The sequence below is a fragment of the Saccharopolyspora sp. CA-218241 genome (assembly GCF_050954615.1).
Lineage (GTDB): Bacteria > Actinomycetota > Actinomycetes > Mycobacteriales > Pseudonocardiaceae > Saccharopolyspora > Saccharopolyspora cebuensis.
In genome coordinates this window covers 1,351,486-1,372,341 of the sequence record NZ_CP191860.1, presented here as the reverse complement: position 1 = coordinate 1,372,341, position 20,856 = coordinate 1,351,486, and the positions used below count along the sequence as shown (strand labels likewise).

Genomic DNA, 20,856 nt, shown 5'->3' with positions numbered 1-20,856 from the left:
CGCGAGCCCGTCGGGGCCGTGCACGACGGCCGGATGGTGCCAGGCCGGTGCGGGCCAAGTTCCAGGAGATGCTGCTCGACAGAGGCCATCACCGGTTCGGGTACTTCTTTTGCGCGCGTCCGGCCGCGCACCGAAAGCCGCAACCTGGCCCAGCCCGGGGCGACCTCGACGACGTGGGGCGGGTCGTTGCTGCAGATGTCGTGGATCGCGAAGGGTCCCTCCGGGCAGTCGAGCGACCACTCCGCTGCCATGTCCCAGTCCCGGTCGACTTCTCCGAGAGGCGCGTCGTGCTTGCGGACGCTGAGATCGATCGGTCCCCGGAACGTTCCGCACAGGACGGACGGCCACCCAGTTTTCCGCACCGACGAAAAGGCCATCCCGGGAAGCGGGCCACATGTCGTCGAGCCCGGGCGAGAAACGGATGTGGTACTGGCCGTCCATAGCGGTGACGCGCAATACCACAGCGCCGCGTTCTTCACGCACGAGCGAATTCTCCTTCTACGAACGTTGAAGCAGGCTGGATCAGTCCCGAATCGGAGGTGAGGCCGGGACCACAGTTTCCCTGGTCGGACTGGCGCGCTGCTCGCGATGCCGTGAGGACCACTCCGAGATCCCATCGGCTTCCGGCTCCGCGTGGACCGGGAACGGCGAGGGTCAGCGAGTTCCACACCAGCGCGTTCGCCTCAACGGAACCATCGCGTCGACCAGCTCGCGGACGCCCCCGACCAGCCGCGTCCCGCAACGGGATTCCCCTGCGGCCGGGCATTCATGGTCCCCACTCCGCCGCTGGTGCGGCGGGTGCGGGGTGGTAGAGGCCGCGTTTGGTGATGAAGTGCACCTTTGGGCTTCTGCGACCAGCGACAACCTCCCCAAAGACAGCCGTGACCAGGACAAACAGTGCTGGTCGCTTGTCGTTCGTTTTCCGGCAGTCGCCGTACCGGCTTGTACCGGATTTGTACCGTCACATCCGTTCAAAAACGAGTTTCATTAACGATCAACTAGGTGGGAGGATGCGCTCTGGTCCTTTGGTCGACCAGGTCTTTGCGCCTGCGCGGCCGGGCCTGGACGACATGCCCGACGGAGGAGATCATGAGCGACATCGACCACCACGAATTTGACAGCCTCGCGCAGGTCAGGGCAGATATCGATGAGATTGACCGCAGGCTTGTCGACCTTCTTGCGACCCGAGGTAGGTGCGTCCAGCGCGCCGCCACCTTCAAGCGGGACGAAGTAGAAGTTCGCGGCCCCCAGTCACGCATCGATCACATCATCACGCGCGCACGTGCGGCTGCGGTCGACCTTGGTGCAGACCCCGCCGTCGTGGAGGCAACCTTCCGCGCCATGATCAAAGCCTTTATCGACGCCGAGCTCACCATCCACGCCACGCTCGATAAGAGCGAACTTCAGTAGCTCAAGGGAGGGCCTCTGTCCTCACCCCGTCGACCTGGCGAAGCCCTCATCAGGCCGTGTCAAGGGGGCAACCCTCGATTGCCACGTGACGCCTGTGCACGGCTTGCCCCCTTGACGCGGACCAATAGCCCTTGTGGAGGTCGATGGGGTGAGGACAGAGCAGCCACGACCGAACCGCAGCCGTCGTGCACGGCCCCCTCACCCTGTTGGCCTGCCTGTCCGGCGAGGACATCTCTTTCTTCCTTTGCGGCCCCTCCGTGGTTCCAGGCCGCCTGCTTTCCTCTCGCGCCCGGACGCCGGATAGCCGGGGCCGACGCCAGCCGCACGCCCGGCGTCCGGCTTGGCCGGGCGCACCAGACAGCAGGCAGGCGGCCCGGAGGGGCCGCCCTTGATCCACTCGGGGGCGTCGGTGAAGACGGTCCAGCTGGCCTTGGGGCACAGCACTCCGACCATCACGCTCAACACCTACGCCCACGAGTGGCCCGAAGCAGTGGACCGCACGCGGACCCTCGTGGACTCCGCGTTGAACCTGCCTCCCGGAGCGGGTGGCTGAGTCGTACCGAGGATGTACCGGATGATCATGGCCCCCACTCCGCCGCTGGTGCGGCGGGTTCGGGGCGGTAGAGGCCGCGTTTGGTGATGTACTGGACGATGCCGTCCGGGACGAGGTACCAGACCGGCAGACCGGCGTTGACCCGGGAACGGCAGCCGGTGGACGAGATGGCCAGCGCCGGGATCTCCACCAGGGAGACGGTGCCCTGGGGTAGGTGGGCGCCGTTCAGCGAGTAACCCGGTCGGGTGACGCCGATGAAGTGGGCGAGGTCGAACAGCTCCTCGATCCGGTGCCAGGACAGGATCTGCTCCAGCGCGTCGGCGCCGGTGATGAAGTAGAGCTCGGCATCCGGGAACTCCGCGCGCAGATCGCCGAGGGTGTCGATGGTGTAGGTGGGGCCTCCCCGGTCGATGTCCACCCTGCTCACCGAGAACCGGGGGTTGGAGGCGGTCGCCACCACCGTCATCAGGTAGCGGTCCTCCGCCGGGCTGACGAGCTCGTGGCTCTTCTGCCACGGCTGCCCGGTCGGCACGAAGATGACCTGTTCCAGCCCGAACTGGGCCTGGACCTCACTGGCAGCGACCAGGTGGCCGTGGTGGATGGGATCGAAGGTGCCTCCCATGACCCCGATCCGGCGCCTACGCGACATAGCCACCAAGCCTAGAGAAGTCGACCGGAGGCGCCGCACGGCGGGCCCGCCGCTCGCGGTGCCCGGTCGGCGGCTCAGCGCGACCGGGCACCGGCTCCGACGGGTTCAGTCCTTCGGGGCGACGACTTCCCCGGAGGCGGCCTCCTTGACCAGGATTGCCTCGACCGGGCACGACTCGGCGGCGTCCACGACGTCCTCGTCGGGCTCGACCGAGGAACTCTTCGCCTGCGCCACGCCCGCGACGAGCTCGAAGTGGTCCGGGGCGGTCCCGGCGCACATGCCCGAACCGATGCAGCTCTCGGTGTCGACCTCGACCAACCAGCTCACAGCCGGCCCTCCTCTCGGTTGGCCCCCTGATCATCCCACGAGATCGGCATGTACAGCGGCCCCCGCACGAGCATTCCGGTCTTCCACCGCAGGTCCGCCTCCGAATCGGCGAAGCGGAGCCCGGGCAGCCGGGTCAGCAGCGTGCGCAGCGCCACCTGCAGCTCCAGCCGGGCCAGCTGGGCGCCGAGGCAGTGGTGCGGGCCGTGGCCGAAGCCGATGTGCGAGGCCTCCGAGCGCAGCAGGTCGAGCTGGTCGGGGTCCTGGTACACGGCCTCGTCGCGGTTGGCCGAGGACAGGCTGACCAGCACCGGGTCCCCGGCGCGCACCGTGACGCCGCCGAGCTCGACGTCCTCCAGCGCGTAGCGCGGGAACGCCGAGGCGACGCCGAGCGGGACGTAGCGCAACAGCTCCTCGACGGCGGTGGGCACCAGGTCCAGGTCCGCCCGCAGCTCGGCGAGCCGCTCGGGATGGGTGAGCAGGACGTAGACGAAGTTCGGGATCTGCGTCGCGGTCGTCTCGTGCCCGGCGACGAGGATGCCCGCCGCCAACTGGACGAGTTCCTGCTCGGTGAGCCGGTCCTCGTCGTCGCGTGCGCTGATCAGCGCGCTCATCAGGTCGTCGCCCGGCTCCTGGCGGCGCCGGTCGATCAGCCCGGCCATGTAGCCGTGCATCCGGCCGATGTAGTCCTCGGCCTGCTCCGGGGTGAGCTTGGTGGTGGACAGGAACGCGTCCGACCACACCCGGAAGTCCGCGCGGTCCTCGAAGGGCACGCCGAGCAGCTCGCAGATCACCGCGATCGGCAGCGGCAGCGCGAAGTCCTCGACGAGGTCGGCCGGGGCGCCCTCGCGCAGCATCCCGTCGGCGAGCCCGTCGGCGATCTCCTGGGCGCGCGGGCGCAACCGCTCGACGCGGCGCGCGGTGAACGCCTTGGCCACCAGCTTGCGCAGCCGGGTGTGATCCGGCGGATCCATCGCCAGGATGCCCATCGCCTGCCTGCGCTCCCGCAGCCTGGGCTCGTCGCGGCCGACGCTGGCCGCGCGGCTGAAGCGCGGGTCGCCGAGCACGACCTTGGCGTCCTCGTAGCGGGTCGCGAGCCAGGCTGACTCGCCGAACGGCAGCTGGATGCGGGAGAGGGGCTCGCTCTCCCGCAACCGGGCGTAGAAGGGGTCCAGGTTGAGCCGGTCAGCCTCGCTGAAGGGGTACGTCCTCGGCTCCGTGGTGGTCATGCGCAACTCCCGGGGAACGAACGGCTGTAAGCACGCGCTTACATTCGCACCGTACGCTTCCGCCGGTGAACGACGCACCAGTCGATCAGCTCGACGAGCCGATCACGAGCCCGCGCGGCCGTCCGCGCCCTCCAGCAGCACCGCCACCGACCGGGAGACGTGCTCGACGATCGAGTCCGGATCGGCCGAGGTCAGCGGCTCCTTGCCGAGCACCGAGCGCAGCATCCCGATGCCGAACAGCCAGGCCAGCACCAGATCGGCCCGCAGCTCGGCGTCCGGCTCCGCGGTCAGCTCGGCGAGCCGGGCCGAGTACCGACCGCCCAGCTCCTCGCGCAGCACCTGCGCCGCCCGCTCGTCGGTGTAGGACCGCAACAGCGCCACCAGCGGGTGATCGGCACCGCGTTCCCCGGCCAGGACGGCCTCCAGCAGCCGGGCCGGGAGCTCGGCCGCGGGGTGCTCGTCGAGCAACCGGGCGCCGCTGCGGTTCAGCACGGCCGCGAACAGCTCCTGCTTCGAGCCGAAGTACCGGAACAGCAGCGCCTGGTTGACCTCGGCGCGGGCGGCGACGTCGCGCACCGTGGTCCGGTCGAAGCCCCGCCCGGCGAACAGCTCGGTGGCGGCGTGCAACAACGCCTCTTTGGTGCCGGCCGCATCGCGCCTGCGACCGGTGCCCACCTCAGCTCGAGGGCCGGACGTGTCCGTCACCGAAGACCAGCCATTTGGTGGACGTCAGCTCGGTCAGCCCCATCGGGCCCCGCGCGTGCAGCTTCTGGGTGGAGATGCCGATCTCGGCGCCCATCCCGAACTCGCCGCCGTCGGTGAACGCGGTGGAGGCGTTGACCATCACCGCCGCCGCGTCGACCTGCGAGGTGAACGCCTGCGTGGCGCGGACGTCGGTGGCCACGATCGCCTCGGTGTGCCCGGACCCGTGGGCGCGGATGTGCGCGACCGCCTCCGGCAGCGACCCCACCACGGCCACCGCGATGTCCAGCGACAGGTACTCGGTGTCCCAGTCCTGCTCGGTGGCGGGCACCACGTTCGCCCCGCCCGCGGCGACCACCCGCTCGTCACCGTGCACCGTCACCCCGGCGGCGTCGAGCTCGGCGAGGGCGCGGGGCAGGAACTCGGCGGCGATCGACTCGTGGACCAGCAGGTTCTCCGCCGCGTTGCACACGCTGGTGCGACGCGCCTTGGAGTTGAGCAGGATGCGCAGCGCGGTGTCGAGGTCGGCGGAGGCGTCCACGTAGACGTGGCAGTTGCCCGTCCCGGTCTCGATCGCGGGCACCGTCGCCTCCTCCACCACGGCCGCGATCAGACCCGCGCCGCCGCGCGGGATGACCAGGTCGACCAGGCCCCGGGCGGTGATGAGGTGGCGCACCGAGGCGCGGTCGTGGCAGGGCAGCAGCTGGACCGCGTCGGCGGGCAGCCCGTGCTCGCGGAGCACGTCGCCGAGGACGCCGACCAGCGCGGTGTTGGACGCCTCCGCCGAGGACGAGCCGCGCAGCAGCACCGCGTCACCCGCCTTGAGGGTGAGCCCGGCCGCGTCCACCGTGACGTTGGGACGGCCCTCGTAGACGATGCCCACGACGCCCATCGGCACCCGGACCTGCTGCAACCGGAGCCCGTTGGGCAGCGTGCTGCCGCGCACCACCTCGCCGACCGGGTCCGGCAGGCCCGCGACCGTGCGCAGCCCGTCGGCCATCCCGGCCACCCGCTGCTCGGTGAGGACCAGCCGGTCGATCAGGCCCTCGGCCGTGCCCGCGTCCCGGGCGGCGGTCACGTCGCGGTCGTTGGCCGCGATGATCTCCGGCGCGCGGCGCACCAGGGCGTCGGCCATGTCGTGCAGCAGGGCGTCCTTGTCGGCGCGGGTGAGCCCGGCGATCGCGGCGGCGGCCTCGCGGGCGCGGGAGGCCGCCTCGCGCACCTGCGCGCGCAGCTCGTCGCCGGTGGCCTTGGCGGGGGCTTCGGTGCTGGTCGTCACCCCTCCAGCGTAGTCGGTGCGGGCAACCGCATTCCGCCACCGCACCCGCGACCCGCCGCGGTCCCCCGGCCCCCGCGCGTCGGTCCGGTGCGGTAGGAATCGGGCATGGACGAACACGCGCTGCGCGAACTCGCCGAGGACCGCCTCCGCGCGCTGGCCGGACCCGAGGCCGCGTTGCGCGAGGACCAGTGGAGCGCCATCCGGGCCCTGGTGCTGGAACGGCGCCGGGCGCTGGTGGTGCAGCGCACCGGGTGGGGCAAGTCCGCCGTCTACTTCATCGCCACGGCGCTGCTGCGCGAGCTCGGCGAGGGTCCGACGGTGATCGTCTCGCCGCTGCTCGCGCTGATGCGCAACCAGGTCGAGGCGGCCGCCGCCGCCGGGGTGCGGGCCGCGACGATCAACTCGGCCAACCCGCAGGAGTGGGCCGACATCGAGGAGCAGGTCGCCGTCGGCGACGTCGACGTGCTGCTGGTCAGCCCGGAACGGCTGAACAACCCCGACTTCCGGGACGCCATCCTGCCCGAGCTGACCCACAGCGCCGGGCTGCTGGTCGTCGACGAGGCGCACTGCATCTCCGACTGGGGCCACGACTTCCGGCCGGACTACCGCAGGCTGCGGACGCTGCTGACCGAGCTGCCCGAGGGCGTCCCGGTGCTGGCCACCACGGCCACCGCCAACGACCGCGTCGTGCAGGACGTCTCCGAGCAGCTCGGCGTCGGCGGGGAGTTCGCCGACGCGCCGGGCGCGGTGGTGCTGCGCGGCTCGCTGGACCGGGAGAGCCTGCGGCTCGGGGTCGTCCGGCTGCCCACCGCGCAGGCCCGGCTCGGCTGGCTCGCCCGGCACCTGGCGGAGCTGCCTGGTTCGGGGATCATCTACACCCTCACCGTCGCCGCCACCGAGGAGGTCGCCGGCTACCTGCGCGAGCAGGGCTACGAGGTGACGTCGTACTCCGGGCGCACCGATCCGGCGGAGCGCCAGCGCGCCGAGGAGGACCTGCTCGGCAACCGGGTCAAGGCGCTGGTGGCGACCTCCGCGCTGGGCATGGGCTTCGACAAGCCGGACCTGGGCTTCGTGGTGCACCTCGGGGCGCCGTCCTCGCCGATCGCCTACTACCAGCAGATCGGCCGGGCCGGTCGCGGGGTGCGGCGCGCCGACGTGCTGCTGCTGCCCGGCCCGGAGGACCAGGAGATCTGGCGCTACTTCGCCTCGCTGGCCTTCCCGCCGGAGCAGGTGGTCCGCTCGGTGCTGACCACCCTTTCCCAGCACGACGTGCTGTCCACGGCCGCGCTGGAACCGCACGTGGAGCTCGGCCGGACCCGGCTGGAGATGGTGCTCAAGGTGCTCGACGTCGACGGCGCGGTGCGCCGGGTGAAGGGCGGCTGGACCGCGACCGGCCAGGAGTGGAGCTACGACGCCGAGCGCTACGAGCGGATCGCGGCCGAACGCGCCGCCGAGCAGCGGGCGATGCTGGACTACCTCGCCACCGACGGCTGCCGGATGGAGTTCCTGCGCCGCGGGCTGGACGATCCGCACGCCGAGCCGTGCGGCCGGTGCGACAACTGCACCGGGGCCGGGTACGGCGCCGACGTCGACGACGACGCCGTGCGCGAGGCGGCGGAGCGGCTGCGCCGCCCGGGCATCGACCTCGGCCCGCGCAAGACCTGGCCGAGCGGGATGGACGCGCTCGGGGTGCCGGTGTCGGGCCGGATCCCGGCCGCCGAGCAGGCCTCGACCGGCCGGGCGGTGGGGCGGCTCACCGACATCGGGTGGGGCAACCGGCTGCGGGAACTGCTGGCGGCGGGCGCCCCGGACCAGGAGCTGCCGGAGGACCTGTTCCAGGCGTGCGTGCAGGTGCTCGCGGCGTGGGACTGGGAGCAGCGCCCGGCCGGGGTGGTGGCGCTCGGCTCGCGGACCCGGCCGGTGCTGGTGCGCGACCTGGCGTCGCGGATCGCCGCGATCGGCCGGCTGCCGCTGCTGGGCGAGGTGGCCACGAACCCGTCGACGACGCCGCGGCGGGCGACCAACAGCGCGCAGCGGGTGGCGACGACGTGGCGGCAGTTCGCGGTGCCGGAGGAGCTCGCCGGGAAGCTGGCCGCGCTGGACGGCCCGGTGCTCCTGATGGACGACTGGACCGACACCGGGTGGACGCTGGCCGTGGTGAGCCGGCTGCTGCGGCAGGCCGGTGCGCCCGCGGTGCTGCCGTTCGCGCTGGCGAGCACCGCCTGAGGACTGCCGCGGGGGCCCTCACCCGGGTCGTGACCTGGTAAGGGGCACCCTTGCCCGGGATAGGACCGCTTTCGCCAATGGCCTGCGTGGCGGTGCGGGCAGCGGGACCTCAGCGGTCCCCTCGCTCCGGGAGCCGCTCCTGATGTACCAACCAGGTACACGGCGTCGCGGCTGTCCTCCGAGAAGAAGACCGCTGAGAACCCGCCGCTGCGTACCTCGTCGCATGCGGCTCCGCCGCATCCTGGTAACGGCCCCGTACCGGGACGAGGGTGCCTCTCACCTGTCTCGTCCAGGTGCCGGGCCGGGCCGGGTGGCGCCCCGGGCGGCTGCCGTTTCGAGCGGCCGCGGCGGGCTCCACAACGGGCGGCGACAACAATTCATACGAAAGTGTGAGAGCAATACCGAGGACTTGAGTCCGCGGCGGCTATATTCACAAGAAAGGGTGATCCTTTCAGTGAGCCGCGTGATCGGGGCCCCGACCCGTGCAGTCGGGGGCCCCAAGGGCTCAGGGTTCGTACCTTCCGGACTTGATCCCGGCGAGGAACGACTCCCACTGCGTCCCGGATACGGAGAAGTACCCGGCAGCGCGGTTCTTCGAATCACGCACCGCAGCCCCGTCATCAACGCGGCCGACCTCGACGCAGTCGGTCTCCTGGGCGGACCGACTGGACTTGCGCCAGCCGACTGGTGGTGACGTCATCATCATTTCGCAATGGCCTCCATCTCGTGTGCCCGTTCGGCGATGAACGCGATTGATTGGGCGGGGTCCAACGCCAACGAGAGCAGGGTAGTGATCGCGTCGACGTATTCTTCAGCGAGACCTGGGTTGTAGAGGAATGCCGAGGAACGGTAGTGTTCCAAATGAACTATCGGCCGCGCCTTGGGGAACTCGAATACCACGAACGGGCCTACGTGACCGGGGTGCCAGACCGTCGACCCGCTGCGGATGACCCGGACGTCGACGCCCTCCCACTCGGCGATCTGCTCGACCTTCCGCAACTGGTCGGCCATCACCTCCGGCCCGCCGATCGGCTCGCGCAGCGCGTTCTCGCTGATGATCGCCGTTAATCTCGGGGCGTTGCGGGTGGAGAGCACTTCTCTGCGGCCCAGGCGCATGAGCACCAGCTTCTCGACCTCGCCGACCGGCTTGCCGCGCATCACCGCCCGGGCGTAGTCGGAGGTCTGCAGCAGGCCGGGGATCAGGCCGGTGGCGACGTTGGTGATCCGGGTCGCGGTGCGCTCGAACTCGATCAGCGCGGTGAGCTCCTGGTGCACTCCGGCGCGGTCCGCGGTGAGCCAGTTCGGGGTGTCGGCGTCCCGCGCCATCTCCACGAGGCGGTCACGTTCGGTCGCCGATACACCCAATGCGGTGACAAATGCGGCCACTACTTCCGGGGCCGGAACCGACTTCCCGGTTTCGTACCGCATCAGCTTGACGTGGTTGGTCTCCAGTTCTTGTGCCAGTGCGCGCAGGCTCCTGCCCGCGTTCTCCCGTGCTTCGCGCAGCTCCGCGCCGAGCGCTCGGGCCTTCGGGGTGCCACCAGTGGTACGCATCATGAAACATAGCGAAACAGAATTCGCGTCTCAGAACTACTACCTGTTCAGGGAATAGCCCATCTGTTTCAGTACCACCAGAATGGTACTCACCCATCCAGCGGCTCGGTCGCCGCACCGCCTGGAAGGCCCGGCCGAACGGCGACGGACACCGCGCCGACGACCGGACCTCACTGCCCTACCGGCGGTCGGCGACCGACCCGTCCCCCCGAAGGAGTCGGTGATTCCCGTGCCTCATCCCTTCCGGTGGCAACCCGGCGACGGACTCCGCCACGCGACCACGAATTCCTACGGCGACCGCGTCACCGCCCTGTGCGGGGCCTCGGTGAGCAGCGACAACTCCCAGACCGCGTGGCTGTGGAAGACCTGCCCCTCCTGCGACGTGAGCGCCCACGAGCTCGCCGGCGTCCCGATCGTGCGGCGGTGACCGCACCGCGGACGCGCCTTCCGCTCGGGTGATCAGCGCCGTACCGTGTCGGCACCCGTGCGGAGGCAGGAGTGTTCGATGGCGCAGACCCCGGCAGTGCCCGAAAGACCCGAGAAGCACCGGTTGCCGCTGCGGACGCTGGTCGCGGCCAGCATCGGCAACGCCGTCGAGTGGTACGACTGGTCCATCTACACCGCCTTCAGCGTCTACTTCGCCGCGGCGTTCTTCCCCGGCGACCTGGCGCTGATCAACACCCTGGCGACCTTCGCGCTGGCCTTCTTCTTCCGGCCGCTCGGCGGCTGGCTGCTCGGGCGCTTCGCCGACCTGCGCGGGCGCAAGACCGCCATGCTCGTCACGATCAGCCTGATGGCGGGCGGATCGCTGCTGATCGGCATCCTGCCCACCTTCGAGACGATCGGTTGGGCGGCACCGGCGCTGCTGGTGCTGGCCCGGATCGCGCAAGGGCTCTCCCTCGGCGGCGAGGTGTCCAACGCCTCCGCCTACCTCGCCGAGATCGCCCCGCCCGACCGCCGCGGCCGGTACTCCGCGTTCTTCTACATCTCCACCGGCAGCGCGCTGCTCATCGCCTCGCTGCTCGGCTACGCGCTGACCGCGCTGCTGACCCAGGAGCAGCTGGAGGACTACGGCTGGCGGATCCCGTTCGTCCTCGGCGGGCTGCTGGGCCTGGTGGGCATGTGGCTGCGGCGCACGCTCACCGAGACCGAGCAGTTCGAGGACAACCGGACCAAGGCCAAGGCGCTGAAGAACCCGCTGTGGCTCACCCTGTCCCGGCACCCCAAGGCCGTCGGCCAGCTCGTCGCCTTCAGCATGCTCTCCACGCTCTGCTACTACACGTTCTTCAGCGCGCTGACGCCGTTCGCGGTGGAGAACCGGGGCGCGGCGGGCACCGACGTGTTCCTGGCGCTGTCCATCGCCACCGCGCTGTTCATCGTGCTGCAGTACCCGATGGGGGCGCTGTCGGACCGGATCGGCCGCAAACCGCAGCTGCTGGTCTGGTCCGCGGCGACCGCGGTGCTCATCGTCCCGCTGTCCACGCTGGTGCGGCCGGGGCTGGTGAACCTGCTGGTGGTGTTCGGCGTGGGCATCGTGCTCTACACCGCGATGACCTCGATCGCCCCGGCGATCATGTCCGAGTTGTTCCCCACCGAACTGCGCGGCCTGGGCATCGGCGCCTGGTACAACCTCACGGTGGCGATCTTCGGCGGCACCGCGCCGCTGGTCATCCAGGCCCTCGCGCGGGTGGAGCTGTCCACCGCGTACTTCTGGTACGTCGCCGTCGGTTCCGCCGTGGCGTTCGTGGTGATCCGCACGCTGCCCGAGACCAGGGGCAGCGAGCTGCGCTGATCAGCGCCGCGGCACCAGGTCGTCGGCGTGCACGACCTCCCGGCGCTGCTCCGGCGGCAGCTCGAAGCTGGACCGGCCCATCAGCTCCGGGAACTCGCCCGCGTCGTAAGCGACCACGCCGCGGGCGACCACGGTGCCCGCCGGGCCGACCAGTTCCACGACGTCACCGCCGTGGAACTCCCCCTCCACGGCGGTGACCCCCGCGGCCAGCAGCGACCGGCGGCGGTCGACCACCGCGGCCACCGCGCCATCGTCCAGCCACAACCGGCCGCTGGCACCGGCCGCGTAGGCCAGCCAGAACCGCCGGGCCGAGAGCCGGGCGCCGGTCGCGGCGAACGCGGTGCCCACGTCGGCCGGGCCCAGCGCCCGATCGGCGAGGTCGGCGGAGGTCAGCAGCACCGGGATGCCCGACGAGCACGCCACCCGGGCGGCCTGCACCTTCGAGGCCATCCCGCCGGTGCCCACGCCGGAGGCGCCGGTGCTGCCCGCCCGCACGCCGACCATGTCCTGCTTCCCGGACACCTCGCGGACCGCCGAGGCGTCGCCGTTGCGGGGGTCGCCGTCGTAGAGCGCGTCCACGTCCGACAGCAGCACCAGCGCATCGGCGCCGACCAAGTGCGAGACCAGGGCGGCCAGCCGGTCGTTGTCGCCGAAGCGGATCTCGGAGGTGGCCACCGTGTCGTTCTCGTTGACCACCGGAACGACCCCGAGCCGCAGCAACCGGTGCAGGGTGCGCTGGGCGTTGCGGTAGTGGCCGCGGCGCACGACGTCCTCGGCGGTGAGCAGCACCTGCCCCACCGTGAGGTCGTAGCGGGAGAACGATTCGGCGTAGGCGTGCGCGAGGGCCTGCTGCCCCACGCTCGCGGCGGCCTGCTGGGTGGCGAGGTCCTTCGGGCGGCGCACCAGTCCCAGCGGGGCCAACCCGGCGGCGATCGCACCCGAGGAGACGAGCACCACCTCGGTCCCGGCGGCGACGCGGGCGGCCACGGTGTCCACCAACCGGGCCAACCGCGCGCTGTCCAGCCCGTCGCTCGCCGTGGTCAGCGACGACGAGCCGATCTTGACCACGATGCGCTGGGCCGCCGCGACCGCCTCCCGGGTCGCGCTCACCGCTGTTCCTCCTCGTCGTCCTCCTCCGGGCCGATGTAGCGCCCGTGCTCGTCGAGCGAGGTGCGGCGGGCCCGCTTCGCGGACTTGCGGTCCGCGGCCCCGATCCGGTCATCGGAGTGCAGGCGCTGGTCGGTGCCGCGCCGACCGAGCACCCCGGCGACCCCGGCGGGCGTGGACGGCTCCCAGTCGAAGGTCATCCGGCCGATGGTCACCTGGCTGCCGGGTTCCGCCCCGCGTCGGGCCAGCTCGTCCTCCACGCCCAGCTTGGCCAGGCGGTCGGCCAGGAAGCCGATCGCCTCGTCGTTGTTGAAGTCGGTCTGGCGCACCCAGCGCTCCGGCTTCGCGCCGCGCACCACGAAGGCGTCCTCGGCCTCCGGGTCCGGCTCGACGCTGAAGGAGTCCCCGTCCACCGCCGCCGGGCGGACCACCACCCGCGCCGCTTCCGGCTCCGGGAGCTGCTCGCGGTAGCGCTGCACCTCGGCAGCCAGCGCGAAGCTCAGCTCGCGGAGCCCGTCGCGGCTGGCGGTGGAGACCTCGAACACCGGCCAGCCCCGCGCCGCCACGTCCGAGCGCACCAGGTCGGCGAGCTCCCGGGCCTCCGGCACGTCCATCTTGTTGAGCACCACCAGGCGGGGCCGCTCGGCGAGCTCGGCGCCGCCGTGCTCGGCCTGCAGCGCCGGGGTGTAGCGGGCCAGCTCGGACTCCAGCGCGTCGATGTCCGAGAGCGGGTCGCGCCCGGGTTCGAGGGTGGCGCAGTCGACCACGTGCACCAGCACGGCGCAGCGCTCGATGTGCCGCAGGAAGTCCAGGCCCAGACCGCGCCCCTCGCTGGCGCCGGGGATCAGCCCCGGCACGTCGGCGACGGTGAACACCACGTCGCCCGCGGTGACCACGCCGAGGTTGGGCACCAGCGTGGTGAACGGGTAGTCGGCGATCTTCGGCTTGGCCGCCGAGAGCACCGAGATCAACGAGGACTTGCCCGCCGAGGGGAACCCGAGCAGGCCGACGTCGGCGACCGACTTCAGCTCCAGGACGAGTTCGCGCTCCTCGCCGCCCTCGCCGAGCAGCGCGAAGCCCGGCGCCTTGCGGGCCCGCGAGGCCAGCGCCGCGTTGCCCAGGCCGCCCCGCCCGCCTTCGGCGGCGACGAACGTGGTGCCGTTGCCGACCAGGTCGGCGAGCACCTCGCCGTCCGGGGTGAGCACCACGGTCCCGTCCGGGACCGGCAGCACCAGGTCGCCGCCGAGGGAGCCGTTGCGCATCCCGCCCTGCCCGGGCTTGCCGTTGGTCGCGCGGGCGTGCGGGCGGTAGTGGAAGTCCAGCAGGGTGTGCACGCCCGGGTCCACGACGAGCCGGACGTCCCCGCCCCGCCCGCCGTTGCCCCCGTCCGGACCGCCGAGCGGCTTGAACTTCTCCCGGTGCACCGAGGCGCAACCGTTGCCCCCATCGCCCGCCGCGATGTGGATGGTCACGCGATCGACGAAGCGCGACACAGTGCCTCCAGGGTGGTCCGTGCGTGAACGAAAAAAGACGAGAGGCGGGCCCGAAACGGAACCCGCCCCTCGTCAGGAGCTCGAAGCCGGGGGTCGGGTCAGACCTCGGCCGGCACGATGCTGACTGCCTTGCGACCGCGGTGCCGCCCGAACTCGACGGTGCCCGCGGACAGGGCGAACAGGGTGTCGTCGCCACCGCGGCCGACGTTGAGGCCCGGGTGGAACTTGGTGCCCCGCTGGCGGACGAGGATCTCGCCCGCCTTGACGACCTGGCCGCCGTAGCGCTTCACCCCGAGGTACTTGGGGTTCGAGTCGCGGCCGTTGCGAGAGCTGGATGCGCCCTTCTTGTGTGCCATGACTGCTCAGGTCCTCACTTGTTGATGCCGGTGACCTCGACGCGGGTCAGCTTCTGGCGGTGACCCTGGCGCTTGTGGTAGCCGGTCTTGTTCTTGAACTTGTGGATGCGGATCTTGGGGCCCTTGGTCTGCTCGACCAGCTTGCCCGTCACCGAAACCTTGGCCAGCGCGTCGGCGTCGGCGGTGACCTCGGAGCCATCGACGACCATCAGCGCCGGGAAAGTGATCTCGGAGCCCGGCTCGCCATCGAGCTTCTCGACCTCGACGACGTCCCCGACAGCCACCTTGTACTGCTTGCCGCCGGTCTTGACGATCGCGTACATGAGTCGGAAGTCTCCTGCTGCTCGGTTTCGCTACTTCACCAGGTCTGCGGCGGACGTCCACCTCCGTGAGACCGGAGGATTCCTACCACGCCGCCGGTGCAGCGTCTCGGTGGGTTCCCGCCCCGACAGCCTGGCCGCGCGAGCGGCCGTTCCCGGAACAGGCGTTTAACCTCTCCGCCCGTCCGGCGGCGAGAAATCTCCCGACCATCATACAAGGTGCCTGCGCGACCCCGGAGGACCGGTCCGGCGAACCGATGTGGTGGGCGTGCGCGGCCCGGCGGCGGAGCGCCGACCGCGGCGGTTCACCCGCCGAAGCGGGCCGGATCAGCGTACGAGCGGCGTGCCCGGGGGTCAAATCCCGCTCCGGAACACCGCGCTGATCGTCAACCGGCCCTCGCGGAGGGTCGACCTTGTTACCGTGGTCCCGCTCGTTCGAGGGACATCGGGGGAAACTGGGCGTGACTGACATCGCATCCGATACCGGCGCCGCCCCCGGGAGCCCGCCCCGCCGCCGCGACCGGTTCGGGCCGCCGCTGCTGGCCCTGCTGGCCGCGGTGCCCCCGCTGATGATGCTCCGGGAAGTGCTGCGGTACCCGCAGATGCACTTCTTCGACTACTGGTGGGTGCTGCTCGACATCACCCACCCGGACGGCTCGCTGCGCCCGGAGGCGCTGCTGGGCTTCCGCAACGAGCACCCGTTCGTGCTGCCGAGCCTGCTGTTCTGGCTCAGCGCCCGGTTCGGCGGCGGGCTCAACCAGCCGCTCGGCCTGCTGATCATCGCCTTCGGCGTCGGCTGCGTGCTGCTGGTGCTGGCGATGCTGCCGAAATCGCTGACCCGCTGGCAGCGCGCCGCCCTGCTCACCGCGACCTCGACGCTGGTGTTCAACCCGCACGGCATCCACAACTACGTCCGCTCGATGAGCGGCGCGTCCTGGATCCTGGCGATGCTGCTGGTGCTGGCCGCGCTGCTGGCGATGCAGCGGCGGCGCGGGGTCCTCGCGGTGCTCGCCGGGCTGCTGGCCTCGATCAGCTACGGGACCTCGTTCGCGGTGTGGCCCGCGCTGGCGCTGGTGGCCTGGCTGCGCGGTTACCGGCGCCGCTGGGTCGGCACGCCCCTCGTGGTGGGCGTGCTGGTGGTCGCGGCCTGGCTGGTGCTGCGCGGCCCGCAGGGCGGGGGCGGCGGCTCCCCCACCGACGACCCGGCGCAGGCGCTGCTGACCGGGCTGTCCATGCTCGGCATGGTCTGGACCGGGACCGAACCCGCGATCGCGCTGCTGGCCGGGGTGGGCGGTCTGGCCGTGCTGGTGCTGCACGCCCGGCTGGACCCGCAGCGGCGCGCGGCGAGCGCCGAGTGGTGGGGCCTGGCCACCTACGCCCTCGGGTGCGCGGTGATGATCGCCGGATCGCGCGCCGCGTTCGGCGAGGACGCCGGGTTGCAGAGCCGCTACAACAGCATGACCGCCGCGCTGTGGATCGCGGTGCTGGTGATCGTGGTCGCCTGGCCGCGCCGCCCGGACCTGCGCGCGATCGTCGTCGGCGCGACGGTGCTCACCACGGTGGCGATGGGCGCCCCGATGGCGCAGGAGGTGCGCGACGACGCGCCCAACCAGCGGCTGCTGGCGATCGCGGCGCGGACCGGCGCCACCGACACGGTGACCGACCGATTCCCGGAACCGGACCGGCTGCTGCCCCGGCTGCGGGCCCTGCACCACTACCCCTTCAACGAGCACTTCGACCTCGGCTGCCCGGACGGCACCGGGATCGGCGACCGGGTGGACACCGGCGGCTGGCGGGTGCCCAGCGTCGGCAGCCTCCGGGAGCCCCGCCCCGGCGGTTGGGACGTGGTCCTCAACGCCGAGACGGACCAGGTGCGCGGCGGGACGCGGGTGGTCCAGGGCTGGGCGATCTCCGGCATCGAACGCGCCCGCTGCGTGGTGCTGGTCGACCACCTCGGCACCGTGGTCGGCGCCGGGGTGACCGACCTGCCCCGGCCCGACGCCGAGGCCGACACGGTGGGCACCGAGATCGGGCTCGGCTTCCGGGCGGTGGCCCCGGCGCGCACGGGACCGCTGCGGGTCGCCTTCCACTTCCCCGACGGCTGGTGGATCCGGCCGCTCACCGACAACCCCGAGGTGGTCTCGTGAGCGCGCCGATCGAGGTCTCGCTGCTGGCCCCGGCCAAGGACGAGGCCGACAGCCTGCCCGAGCTGTTCGCCCAGGTGCGCGCCGCGATGGACGGCCAGCACCGGACCTGGGAGCTGATCGTCGTCGACGACGGCAGCACCGACGGCAGCTGGCGGCTGGTCGAGGAGCAGGCGCGGCACGATCCCCGGGTGCGGGGCATCCGGCTGCGCCGCAACTTCGGCAAGGCCGCCGCGCTGGCCGCCGGGGTCGCCGAGGTGCGGGGCGCGCTGCTGGTGACGATGGACGCCGACCTGCAGGACGACCCGGCCGAGATCCCGCGCCTGCTCGACGAGCTCGACCGCGGCGCCGACCTGGTCAGCGGGCACAAGGCGCAGCGCAAGGACCCGCTGGGCAAACGGCTGCCGTCGAAGGTGTTCAACCGGTTCACCGGGCTGATCACCGGGCTGCGGCTGTCCGACCACAACTGCGGGCTGAAGGCGGCCCGCACCGAGGTCTACCGCCGGGTGCCGCTCTACGGCGAGCTGCACCGCTACATCCCCGCGCTGGCCCACCAGCTCGGCTACCGGGTGCGCGAGCTCGCGGTGCACCACCGCCCCCGGGTGCACGGCCGTTCGCACTACGGCTTGGAGCGCTACGTCCGGGGTGCGCTGGACCTGCTCACGGTGGTCGCGCTGACCCGCTACGGCCGCCGTCCGGCGCACCTGTTCGGCGGCCTGGGACTGCTGTCGGGCACCCTCGGCACGCTGATCCTGCTGTACCTCACCGGCGTGTGGGTGTTCACCGCCCAGTCGATCGGCACCCGGCCGCTGCTCACGCTGGGCATCCTGCTGGAGGTGCTCGCGGCGCAGCTGATCTCGGTCGGCCTGCTCGCCGAGCTCGTGCTGCACCGCACCGGCCGCACCGACGACGTGGCGGTCCTCATCACCGAGCAGACCGGGGACGGCTGACCGGCACCTCACCCGCGAAGAGACGCTCGGCATCACCCGCTTCAGGCGGGTCGACGAGGTGAGGGCTCAGCCCACGGACGGGTGGCGGCTCAGCCGAGGACCGCCGCGACGCGGGGGCGCCGCACGTAGCACTGGCTGGCCACTTGGAGCAGGAGCAGCGCCAGCACCCACTGCGCCGTGCTGAGCACCGGAACCAGGTCGATCGGCAGGGTGAAGGCCAGCACCACCTGGAGCACCGCCTCGACCAGCAGCGCCACGCCCCACACCACCGTGAGCCGCCGCCACACCCGGCGGAAGGGCTCCGACGTCGCCCAGCGCTCGTCCCAGTCGTGGTGCGTCGACGCCCCGGAGAGCATCCGCGCCAGGCTGAACATCACCGGCTTGCCGAACAGGGTGAGCAGCACCCCGACGCCGCACGCCGCGAACACCCACGCGTCCTTGGCCAGCAGCACGCGGGGACTGCCGGTGATCGGGATCAGCGCGATGCTCAGCCCGATGATCACCAGCACGAAGGCGCCCAGCCGGTCGATCCGCCTGCGCACCACGAGTCCCCACACCAGCCGCAGCGCCGGGGCGACGGCGCCGAGCAGCAGCGCGTGCAGCTGCGAGAACCCGGCCGCGCGCAACCCGTAGAACAGCGCGATCGGCAGCACCAGGTCGGTGGCGATCGGGAGGAGCTGACCGCGCCACGCCGCGTTCACCGCCGGCTCCAGAAGTCGAGCCGGTGGTCGGCGGCGAAGTCGGCCGGACCGATCCGGTCCGGGCGCAGCGACTGCACGTGCGGGCGCTCCGGGGTGAACGCGGGCCAGGCGGGCAGCCCGTTATCGCCGGGATCACCGGTGCGGGCGAAGCGGGCCCAGTACCGGTTCATGGTGGCGGCCAGCCGCCACTGCGCGTCGGTCAGCGGGGCCGGTTCGCCGAGGTCGAACTGGTAGACGACCTCAGCCGAGTGGTGCGCCCCCGGTGGGAAGCCCGGCGGGAACGGCACGATCGGCGGCGCGTCGCGATCGGCGAACTCGTAGCCGAAGGTGGTGGTCGCCGCGCTCAGCGCGTGCATCAGCTCCCAGCAGGACGCGGCCCACGCGCCGTCGCTGAGCACCCGCGCCCAGCTCAGCCCCGGCGATTCCGCCGCCGGGTAGCGGGCCCGGACCTCGTCCGCGTCCGGGCCGAACGCCTCGGCCAGCAGCTCCCCGTAGGACTGCTCGGTGATCTCCTCGTAGAACAGCGCCACGAACAGCCGCGCCTCGTCCCGGGTGCCGCCGACCAGCACCGGCACGTCGGCCACCCGGCCCGCCCGCACCGCTTCGTCGGGCGCGACCGGCAGCACCGGTCCGCCCCAGGCGGGCCGGGTGAAGACCGAGCTGACTCCCAGCAGCTCGGTCACCGGGACGCGGCGCAGCCGGTCCGCGGCGTCCGGGTCGTCCGGCCGGGTCCATCCGAGCTCATCGGCGATCTGCGCGCCGACCCGGTCGAGCTCGGCGGTGGGCATCCACATCGAGTCGAGGGCCGGCTGGAACGGTCCGAAGGTGCCCGCGGGCGGTCGCATCAGCGGGAACCCGCTCTGCACCGCGGCCCGGTGCAGCAGCCCGACCGAGCCCGGCGCGACCAGGTGCGCGGTGGTGCTCAGCCCGCCGTAGGACTCGCCGAACAGCATGACGCGGTCCGGATCGCCGCCGAACGCCGCGATGTTGCGCCGCACCCAGCGCAGCGCCGCCTGCTGGTCCTCGATCCCGTAGGCGCCACCGCCGGGCAGTGCCGGGTGCCCGAAGAACCCGAAGACCCCGAGCCGCGAGTTCGGCGTGACGACCACCACGTCCTCGTCCACCGCGAGCCGGTGCGCGTCGAACAGCGCGCCCGCGCCGTTGGTGCCCCCGCCGCCGTGCAGCCAGACCAGCACCGGCTTGCGCCCCGGCGTGCGCGGCGCGGTGACGTCCAGGACCAGGCAGTCCTCGTTCTCGCTGGCCACCCCGGCGAAGGACTGCGCGATCTGCGGGCACGGGCAGCCGGGTTCGGTGGCGTCGCGCACGTGGGACCACGGTTCGACCGGCTGCGGCGAGCGCCAGCGCAGCTCGCCCACCGGCGGTGCGGCGTAGGGGATGCCCTGGAACAGCACGTGCTCGTCGGCGACCCGGCCGCGCACGCGGCCCGAGTCCAGCTCCACGATCATGTCGGGTCCTCCCTGGTCGCCCGGTCGACGGTGGTGACGAGTTCGCGGGACCACGTCTCGGGGTCGCGGTCGATGTCCTCGCCGAGGCGCAGCGCGACGCCGTCCAGCGCGTGCCGGACGGTCACCGCCATCACGTCCGGGTCGAAGTCGCGGAACTCGCCGGTGCGCTGCCCGGCCCGCAGCAGCTCGGCGAGGTCGGCGAGCTCGCGGTCCCGGGGCCCCGACCGGTCGTCGCCCCGCCTGCCGAGGGTGATCTCGGTCAGCGCCCGGACGTGGCGGTGGTGCGTGCGGTAGTAGGCGACGCTGGCCTCCACGAACGCGAGCAACTGCCCGCGCGCGGTCTGCTCGGCGTCGATCCGCCCGCCGACGAGCTCGGCCGCCTCCGCGTAGATGTCGGTGACGACCTGGTCCATCAGGTCGTCCTTGCCGCGGAAGTGGTACGAGATCATGCCGGTGCTGCTGAGCCCGGCGCGTTCGGCGATCCGGCCGAACGACGTGCTCGGGTAGCCGCGTTCGACGATCACGTCGATCGCCGCCCGCACGATCTGCGCCCTCCTCCCCTGCTCGGTGAAGGATCGCGGCTCGTCGTTTGCTCGCATGA

Annotated in this window: 21 protein-coding genes; 7 read left to right on the top strand and 14 right to left on the bottom strand. The window is 72.0% G+C overall.

The genetic code is table 11. The annotated features are described in order from the left end of the window. The first annotated feature begins 1,089 nt into the window (after nucleotides 1-1,089). On the top strand, nucleotides 1,090-1,410 hold the full coding sequence (locus ACQP0T_RS06725) for a chorismate mutase (RefSeq protein WP_433871788.1): 321 nt from the start codon (nucleotides 1,090-1,092) through the stop codon (nucleotides 1,408-1,410). A gap of 409 nt (nucleotides 1,411-1,819) precedes the next feature. Continuing rightward, a complete protein-coding gene (locus ACQP0T_RS06720; protein ID WP_433871787.1) occupies nucleotides 1,820-1,963 on the top strand; it encodes a hypothetical protein in 144 nt (47 codons plus the stop codon). A gap of 25 nt (nucleotides 1,964-1,988) precedes the next feature. Here ACQP0T_RS06720 and nadD read toward each other — a convergent pair whose 3' ends face one another. From nadD to ACQP0T_RS06695, 5 genes are all read right to left on the bottom strand, one after another. After that, nucleotides 1,989-2,612 carry a nicotinate-nucleotide adenylyltransferase gene (gene nadD / locus ACQP0T_RS06715; protein ID WP_345364638.1) on the bottom strand — a complete coding sequence of 208 codons (624 nt, stop codon included), beginning with the start codon at nucleotides 2,610-2,612 and terminating at the stop codon, nucleotides 1,989-1,991. Nucleotides 2,613-2,717: 105 nt separating this feature from the next. Further along, on the bottom strand, nucleotides 2,718-2,939 hold the full coding sequence (locus ACQP0T_RS06710) for a ferredoxin (RefSeq protein WP_345364636.1): 222 nt from the start codon (nucleotides 2,937-2,939) through the stop codon (nucleotides 2,718-2,720). After that, nucleotides 2,936-4,165, bottom strand: a complete 1,230-nt coding sequence (locus ACQP0T_RS06705; protein WP_433871786.1) for a cytochrome P450 — start codon at nucleotides 4,163-4,165, stop codon at nucleotides 2,936-2,938. The genes ACQP0T_RS06710 and ACQP0T_RS06705 overlap by 4 nt, the downstream gene beginning before the upstream one ends. Before the next feature lie 102 nt (nucleotides 4,166-4,267). Next, the gene (locus tag ACQP0T_RS06700) at nucleotides 4,268-4,792 is read right to left on the bottom strand and encodes a TetR family transcriptional regulator (RefSeq protein ID WP_433871785.1); all 525 of its coding nucleotides are present in this window, start codon (nucleotides 4,790-4,792) and stop codon (nucleotides 4,268-4,270) included. 49 nt (nucleotides 4,793-4,841) lie between these two features. Next, on the bottom strand, nucleotides 4,842-6,146 hold the full coding sequence (locus ACQP0T_RS06695; RefSeq protein WP_433871784.1) for a glutamate-5-semialdehyde dehydrogenase: 1,305 nt from the start codon (nucleotides 6,144-6,146) through the stop codon (nucleotides 4,842-4,844). Between the two features lie 105 nt (nucleotides 6,147-6,251). Between ACQP0T_RS06695 and ACQP0T_RS06690 the strand changes: the two genes are divergently transcribed. Next, nucleotides 6,252-8,372, top strand: a complete 2,121-nt coding sequence (locus tag ACQP0T_RS06690) for a RecQ family ATP-dependent DNA helicase (RefSeq protein ID WP_433871783.1) — start codon at nucleotides 6,252-6,254, stop codon at nucleotides 8,370-8,372. A gap of 505 nt (nucleotides 8,373-8,877) precedes the next feature. Here ACQP0T_RS06690 and ACQP0T_RS06685 read toward each other — a convergent pair. Both ACQP0T_RS06685 and ACQP0T_RS06680 read right to left on the bottom strand, forming a co-directional pair. Continuing rightward, complete coding sequence (locus tag ACQP0T_RS06685) at nucleotides 8,878-9,072, bottom strand: DUF397 domain-containing protein (RefSeq protein ID WP_345364626.1); 195 nt, start codon at nucleotides 9,070-9,072, stop codon at nucleotides 8,878-8,880. 2 nt (nucleotides 9,073-9,074) lie between these two features. Then, the gene (locus ACQP0T_RS06680) at nucleotides 9,075-9,929 is read right to left on the bottom strand and encodes a helix-turn-helix domain-containing protein (protein ID WP_433871782.1); all 855 of its coding nucleotides are present in this window, start codon (nucleotides 9,927-9,929) and stop codon (nucleotides 9,075-9,077) included. 226 nt (nucleotides 9,930-10,155) lie between these two features. Here ACQP0T_RS06680 and ACQP0T_RS06675 point away from each other — a divergent pair, with 226 nt between their 5' ends. Further along, nucleotides 10,156-10,353 (top strand): zinc finger protein, encoded by a 198-nt coding sequence (locus ACQP0T_RS06675; RefSeq protein WP_345364622.1) that lies wholly within the window; start codon nucleotides 10,156-10,158, stop codon nucleotides 10,351-10,353. A 96-nt stretch (nucleotides 10,354-10,449) separates the two neighbouring features. After that, complete coding sequence (locus ACQP0T_RS06670; RefSeq protein WP_433871781.1) at nucleotides 10,450-11,718, top strand: MFS transporter; 1,269 nt, start codon at nucleotides 10,450-10,452, stop codon at nucleotides 11,716-11,718. On the opposite strand, the gene proB is transcribed toward ACQP0T_RS06670, so the two are convergent. The 4 genes from proB to rplU all read right to left on the bottom strand — a co-directional run bounded on the left by proB (nucleotide 11,719) and on the right by rplU (nucleotide 14,997). Beyond that, a complete protein-coding gene (gene proB / locus ACQP0T_RS06665) occupies nucleotides 11,719-12,828 on the bottom strand; it encodes a glutamate 5-kinase (RefSeq protein WP_433871780.1) in 1,110 nt (369 codons plus the stop codon). Continuing rightward, the gene (obgE, locus tag ACQP0T_RS06660) at nucleotides 12,825-14,318 is read right to left on the bottom strand and encodes a GTPase ObgE (RefSeq protein WP_433871779.1); all 1,494 of its coding nucleotides are present in this window, start codon (nucleotides 14,316-14,318) and stop codon (nucleotides 12,825-12,827) included. Before obgE ends, proB begins: the two co-directional genes overlap by 4 nt. A gap of 98 nt (nucleotides 14,319-14,416) precedes the next feature. Beyond that, the gene (gene rpmA, locus ACQP0T_RS06655) at nucleotides 14,417-14,674 is read right to left on the bottom strand and encodes a 50S ribosomal protein L27 (RefSeq protein WP_345364614.1); all 258 of its coding nucleotides are present in this window, start codon (nucleotides 14,672-14,674) and stop codon (nucleotides 14,417-14,419) included. Between the two features lie 14 nt (nucleotides 14,675-14,688). Next, entirely contained in the window at nucleotides 14,689-14,997 is a 309-nt protein-coding gene (gene rplU, locus ACQP0T_RS06650; RefSeq protein WP_345364612.1) for a 50S ribosomal protein L21, read from the bottom strand. A 458-nt stretch (nucleotides 14,998-15,455) separates the two neighbouring features. Here rplU and ACQP0T_RS06645 point away from each other — a divergent pair, with 458 nt between their 5' ends. Next, nucleotides 15,456-17,141 carry a hypothetical protein gene (locus tag ACQP0T_RS06645; protein WP_433871778.1) on the top strand — a complete coding sequence of 562 codons (1,686 nt, stop codon included), beginning with the start codon at nucleotides 15,456-15,458 and terminating at the stop codon, nucleotides 17,139-17,141. Beyond that, a complete protein-coding gene (locus tag ACQP0T_RS06640; RefSeq protein WP_433871777.1) occupies nucleotides 17,138-18,088 on the top strand; it encodes a glycosyltransferase family 2 protein in 951 nt (316 codons plus the stop codon). Before ACQP0T_RS06645 ends, ACQP0T_RS06640 begins: the two co-directional genes overlap by 4 nt. 89 nt (nucleotides 18,089-18,177) lie before the next feature. On the opposite strand, the gene ACQP0T_RS06635 is transcribed toward ACQP0T_RS06640, so the two are convergent. From ACQP0T_RS06635 to ACQP0T_RS06625, 3 genes are read right to left on the bottom strand one after another with little or no spacing between them, the layout of a single operon-like run. Beyond that, complete coding sequence (locus ACQP0T_RS06635) at nucleotides 18,178-18,789, bottom strand: VC0807 family protein (RefSeq protein WP_433871776.1); 612 nt, start codon at nucleotides 18,787-18,789, stop codon at nucleotides 18,178-18,180. Beyond that, a complete protein-coding gene (locus ACQP0T_RS06630; RefSeq protein WP_433871775.1) occupies nucleotides 18,786-20,255 on the bottom strand; it encodes a carboxylesterase/lipase family protein in 1,470 nt (489 codons plus the stop codon). Before ACQP0T_RS06630 ends, ACQP0T_RS06635 begins: the two co-directional genes overlap by 4 nt. Further along, entirely contained in the window at nucleotides 20,252-20,854 is a 603-nt protein-coding gene (locus tag ACQP0T_RS06625) for a TetR/AcrR family transcriptional regulator (protein WP_433871774.1), read from the bottom strand. Before ACQP0T_RS06625 ends, ACQP0T_RS06630 begins: the two co-directional genes overlap by 4 nt. Between the last annotated feature and the right edge of the window lie 2 nt (nucleotides 20,855-20,856).